General features: G+C 73.3%; 3 protein-coding genes. 1 reads left to right on the top strand and 2 read right to left on the bottom strand.

The window, feature by feature from the left end; genetic code table 11:
- Positions 1-27: 27 nt before the first annotated feature.
- Both ACFU6K_RS37765 and ACFU6K_RS37760 read right to left on the bottom strand, forming a co-directional pair.
- Positions 28-621, bottom strand: a complete 594-nt coding sequence (locus ACFU6K_RS37765) for an RICIN domain-containing protein (RefSeq protein WP_380670998.1) — start codon at positions 619-621, stop codon at positions 28-30.
- A 32-nt stretch (positions 622-653) separates the two neighbouring features.
- Entirely contained in the window at positions 654-1,307 is a 654-nt protein-coding gene (locus ACFU6K_RS37760) for a hypothetical protein (protein ID WP_380670996.1), read from the bottom strand.
- Between the two features lie 353 nt (positions 1,308-1,660).
- Between ACFU6K_RS37760 and ACFU6K_RS37755 the strand changes: the two genes are divergently transcribed.
- On the top strand, positions 1,661-2,068 hold a 408-nt coding region (locus tag ACFU6K_RS37755; RefSeq protein WP_380670994.1), incomplete at its 3' end, for a winged helix-turn-helix domain-containing protein.

Here is a 2,068-nt window from a genome sequence, read left to right as displayed (position 1 = left end):
CCGCTGGACGGGCCGGCGGGCGGGGGGTCACGGGTTCAGCTGCTGCAGGGTGAAGGCCGTCGCCCGGTATGAGTACTGGGCCACGATGGAGTTGGCGTTGGCGGCCTCCGCGACCGCGAGCCAGTTGCCGGAGTGCTGCAGCTTGAGGCCGAAGGCGCCGGAGGCCGGGTCCACGACCTTCCAGAACTTCTGGTTGGGGCCGATGTAGCCCGAGCAGTCGAACACGCTGATCCAGGAGGCGTCCACGCTCCCGCCGTCGTAGCTGCCGATGCAGTCGCCGTTCTGCCGGTTGCGCAGCACGTAGCTGCTGGTGTCCTCGGGGGCGCCCGGCCACCGGCACAGGCCCCACTGCTGGTTGCGCTGGCCGTTCCAGGGGTACTGGATGAGCGCTCCGTCGAAGAAGGTGCCGCCCTGGCTCATGTCGAGGACCTGCCCGGCCGGGGTGTTGATCCGGTAGTACCCCGAGCAGCTCCAGCCGTTCCAGTCGGACCAGCCGAACTTCGGCGGGGTGTCGGCGGACGCGGGGGCGGCGAGCAGTGTGCCGCCGGCCAGTGCGGCCAGGATGCCGGCGCCGAGCGTGCGCAGGGCGCGGGCCGTCCGGCGCCGCAGCGGGTTCGTCATGGGTTCCTCCGTCGTGGTGTGGGGTGGGCGGGTCAGCAGGAGAGCCGGATCTGGGCGGTGCGGCGCAGGGTGCCGGCCGGTTCGGTCTGGGCGCAGGTGACGCTGCCGATCTCCGGCAGCTCGTAGGTGGTGAAGCTCCCCCCGCCGCCGTCCGGGAAGGTGTTGAGCCACACGCCGGTGGTCGGGCCGGTCTGGGCGCAGACGAACTTGGCGTACTCGCCCTGGACCCGGCGGGTGCCGCGGTAGAGGCCGTAGTAGCCGGGCTGGTTGAGGTTCCAGGTGGTCGAGACGGTGGTGCTGGTGGTGGTCGAGGTGGTCTTCTGGACGGAGAAGCCGACCTTGGCCTCGATCTTGAGGAAGAGCACGCTCGCCGAGGCGCTGATCTCGGCGCTGCGGTTGACGACGGTGGTCACCGAGTCCACCCGGCTCAGGGTCTCGGTGCGCTGTCCGGTGGTTCCCGGGGCGACGTAGACGGCGAGGAAGTCGGTGACGACGGGGTCGACCTGGAGGGATGTCACTTCCAGCCAGGTCTGGTCCACGGCGGGGTTGCAGTTCGTCGTCGGCGGGCGGGTGCCGGCGTGGGCGGTGCCGGCACCGATGCCCCCGATCTCCAGCAGGGTCATGACGATCGTGGTGGCGGCCGCGGCCGCCGCCGTCCGTCGGCGGGGCCGGTGGACGAGGGTCATCTGTTCTCCTCCGTGCTCTGGTGGATGGGCCGCACCCCCGCGGCCGGAACCGTGCGGGTGCGGGCGGGGAACGGTGGGGCGGTGGGGCGGGGAACGGTGGAGCAGGGAAGGGTGAGGCGGTGGGGCGGGCCGTCGTGGGGGATGCCGTCCGGCCCGGTGACGATCCTGCGCAAGGCCGTCATGAATTCCTCACGACCTCATCACGCCGCGGGAGGGCGCCCCGGAGCGGAGCGCCGTGTCCGCGGCGCCGTGGACACGGCGCCGCGCCCGGGCGAGGATGACCCTGCCGCACCCGTCACGGGGCTCGGGGCGCAGGGCGACGCACGGCACTGTTCGATCGTCGGAGGCCATGGGTGGAGTTCAGGATCCTGGGAGCACTGGAGGTGCGGGCCCGGGACTCCGGTCCGCTCGCCGTCGGCGGCCGGCTCCAACAGGCGCTCCTGGCCGTGCTGGTGGCCCACGCCGGCCGGACGGTGTCCGTGCCCCGGATCGTCGACGCGGTGTGGGACGAGTGCCCGCCCGCCACCGCCGACCGCCAGGTCCGCAACATGGTCGGGCTGCTGCGCCGCGCGCTCTCGCCCGGCTCGCGGCGGCCTTCACCGATCCGCACCGACGGGCCGAGCTACCTCCTCGCCACGGAGGGAGTCCGCGTCGACGCGCGGGAGTTCACCGCCCGGGTCGACGTCGCCGCCCGTGCGGGCGCCGACGGCGCGCCCCTGCTGCGCGAGGCCCTGGACCTGTGGCGCGGCCCGGCCCTGGAC

The organism is Kitasatospora sp. NPDC057512, from assembly GCF_042802135.1.
In the GTDB taxonomy this organism is placed as follows: domain Bacteria; phylum Actinomycetota; class Actinomycetes; order Streptomycetales; family Streptomycetaceae; genus Kitasatospora.
This window is presented reverse-complemented; position numbering and strand designations above follow the sequence as displayed.

What these genes read in the sequence shown, in the direction of transcription:
- ACFU6K_RS37765 (WP_380670998.1), bottom strand. Translation starts at nt 621, where the DNA reads ATGACGAACCCGCTGCGGCGCCGGACGGCCCGCGCCCTGCGCACGCTC.
- ACFU6K_RS37760 (WP_380670996.1), bottom strand. Translation starts at nt 1,307, where the DNA reads ATGACCCTCGTCCACCGGCCCCGCCGACGGACGGCGGCGGCCGCGGCC.